This is a genomic window from Acidithiobacillus sp. TH-A36, from assembly GCF_057473445.1.
In genome coordinates, this window is the sequence record NZ_JBYCKP010000439.1 from 1 (window position 1) to 2,627 (window position 2,627).

2 protein-coding genes are annotated in these 2,627 nt (G+C 53.2%); one reads left to right on the forward strand and one right to left on the reverse strand.

The features are described 5' to 3' along the window. Positions 1 to 1,931, forward strand: a 1,931-nt coding sequence (locus AC2VLY_RS11275; RefSeq protein WP_486922300.1) for a lytic transglycosylase domain-containing protein, incomplete at its 5' end; no start/stop codon positions are given. Between the two features lie 133 nt (positions 1,932 to 2,064). Here AC2VLY_RS11275 and AC2VLY_RS11280 read toward each other — a convergent pair. Beyond that, the gene (locus tag AC2VLY_RS11280) at positions 2,065 to 2,502 is read right to left on the reverse strand and encodes a sigma factor (RefSeq protein ID WP_486922301.1); all 438 of its coding nucleotides are present in this window, start codon (positions 2,500 to 2,502) and stop codon (positions 2,065 to 2,067) included. Positions 2,503 to 2,627 lie beyond the last annotated feature (125 nt).

Consider the following 2,627-nt stretch of genomic DNA (forward strand, 5'->3'; position numbering starts at 1 on the left):
CCTGCATTTTTGCCGTAGCAGGCAGTGCTTATGCAGACAATATTCCCCTTAGTTCGACACAGGAATCCCTGTTGCAGACAGCCGCAGAGGCTTTTTCACAAGGTAATTACAGGCCAGCTGCAGAGGCCCTTCCCGCACTGGAAAATACGTATATGGGTTCCTGGGTAGGCTACTGGTCTTTACAACCCCGCCTTAACACCTTGACCCAGGAGCAGTATCTCCAATATTCCGCGCGTTTTCCCGATGGTGTTGCCCACCATCTGCTGCGTCGGCAATGGTTGATCCAACTGGCGCATCGTCAGGACTGGAATAACTTCACCAGCGTCTATCAATCCGGGCAAAAGCCGGATCTCATCCAGTTACGCTGTGATGCCCTGCGTGATCCCGCCTTAGAAAATGAAAATGTGGTTTCTCCCTTTTTTCTGTGGAGTAGCGCACCAGCCAATAATCATTCGTGTAATGCCATGGCCCGCGACGGCCTGCAGCAAGGTCTGATTACCCAGGATCAACTCTGGCAGCGACTGCAGCAGATGTTTGAAGCATCGGCTTTTTCTGCAGCGCGCCATTTTGCGCCTTACCTGAATGGTCAGGCTGGAACAGAGCTGACTGCCACCATTGATCACCCCGATAGCTGGATACAAACGCATATCCAGCAAAACGGCACGGGATCATGGTCCGGGACGCAAACCCGTCTTCTTGAACTTGCCTTGTTGCGTCTGGCAACCATTCATCCCCTGCAGACTGTACAATTTGTGCAGCAAATCCATACCCTCAATGCAGCACAAAAAGCACGGGTACTGTATAACTGCGCTTTTCAGGCTACCCAGACTTTTCGTCCCGAATCCGGAAGCTGGTATCAGTTGGCCTATAACACCGACCCACAGTTTCATCCCCAGCCGGAAATGCTGGCCTGGATGGTACGGACTGCTATTCGGGTGGGACGCTGGACCATGGTGAACGATGCCGTCACCCTCATGAATCCTCCACAAAGCCAGCAACGGCAGTGGCAGTTCTGGAAGGCCGTAGCCATGCTGCAGCTGGGGCATACGGTGCAGGCGAAAGCAGAACTCGGCACCCTCGCTTCCCCCTGGACCTATTATGGGCAGTTAGCCATGGCAGCGTTGGGACAGTCCCTGGATCTCAATACGAATACCGCCGCTGAACCAGAAGATGTTGCCCTACCCGTGTTGCAAGAAACCGCGTCTGAGCGGGCGGCCATCAAGCTCTATCAACTGGGCTTGTATTATGATGCCTTGAGTGAGTGGGATCATGACCTGAGTACCCTCTCCACTCCCGGCCAGATCAAGGCGACAGCCCGTATGGCTTTTCAGCAACAGGCGTGGTTACTGGGCATTCATGCCAGCAGCCTGATCCCCCATGGCGGTGACTGGCGTCAGGGCTATGTCCTCCCCTATGCTCAGGAAATCAGCGGTGCGGCCAACCAGACGGGATTGCGCCGGGCTTTTCTGGCGGGCCTCATTCGCCAGGAATCGGGGTTTGCTTTTGGAATCCGTTCGGATGTTGGCGCGCAGGGACTGATGCAGGTCATGCCCACCACTGCTGAATGGTTGCAATCACACATTCCCGCCGCCGCGAATGCCGATCTGCACAGCATCCGGGGAAATCTGGTGCTGGGTTCCAATTATCTCAGCCTGCAACAGCAAAGTTTTGGCGGATCAGAGTTACTCGCCGCAGCCGCGTACAATGCCGGTCCGGGAGCACCCAAGCGCTGGCTGAGTCGCTGGGATGGTCCCACCCAAGGACCCTGGGCGGGTCCTATTTTTACTGCCAACATTCCCTACCGTCAAACACGGCATTATGTTCAGAGTGTACTGACCAATACCATTATTTATGCAGCCATACTGGATCGCCAGGCTCAGAACATCTGGCCGCAATGGCAGTTAAAACCAACGACGCCCGGTGAACACTGATAATCAATCATCACAAAGAATGGGTTTATAATGCGCTACCCCATCCAGAATTTCTCAGCTGGCATAGGCTGTGCCTTAGCAAAACCCTGTAATACATTTACGCCAATGCAAAACTTCATTCTGGGTTTTCAGCTTATCCAGGGGAAATCCTGGGAAATAGCCTGCCTTTGATCGCTGGGAAGCGGTTCCAGACAAGCCAATAAAGTTGCCTTTCCGAAGCCATCCGGGGGTCAGCAGGAAATTCCTGCCCTCCCCACTGCTCCCAGTTTTCGTCTTCCCAACTTGGCTGATCTTTGGGAAGCCGTCTCAATTCATCAATAGCCTGGTAGCGGACAATAGCTGCTGCCCAAGCCATGGGAGCGCCCCAGCCCACCTGGCATTCTCCCGCCTTTAACCAGATTTTCACAAACGCATCCTGTAAATAATCGGCCGCACGGCCCTGCTCTCTTAAAATACGCAAAGCCACGGGAAACAGATGCGCAGCCGTAGCATCGTAAAAATTACGGAAGACTTGCTGATCAACAAGCGCCACTTTCCGCAGGAGTTTTCCCGGTTCGGTGACTTCAGGCACCGGTTATTACCGTAACCTGATAAACAAAAATTTACATTTTACATCTCGATTCATGGGACAACACACCTTAATCTGTATTTCACAGGCAAAAGCATAGCGCAAAAATCTTGTCCTGTACCATGTAG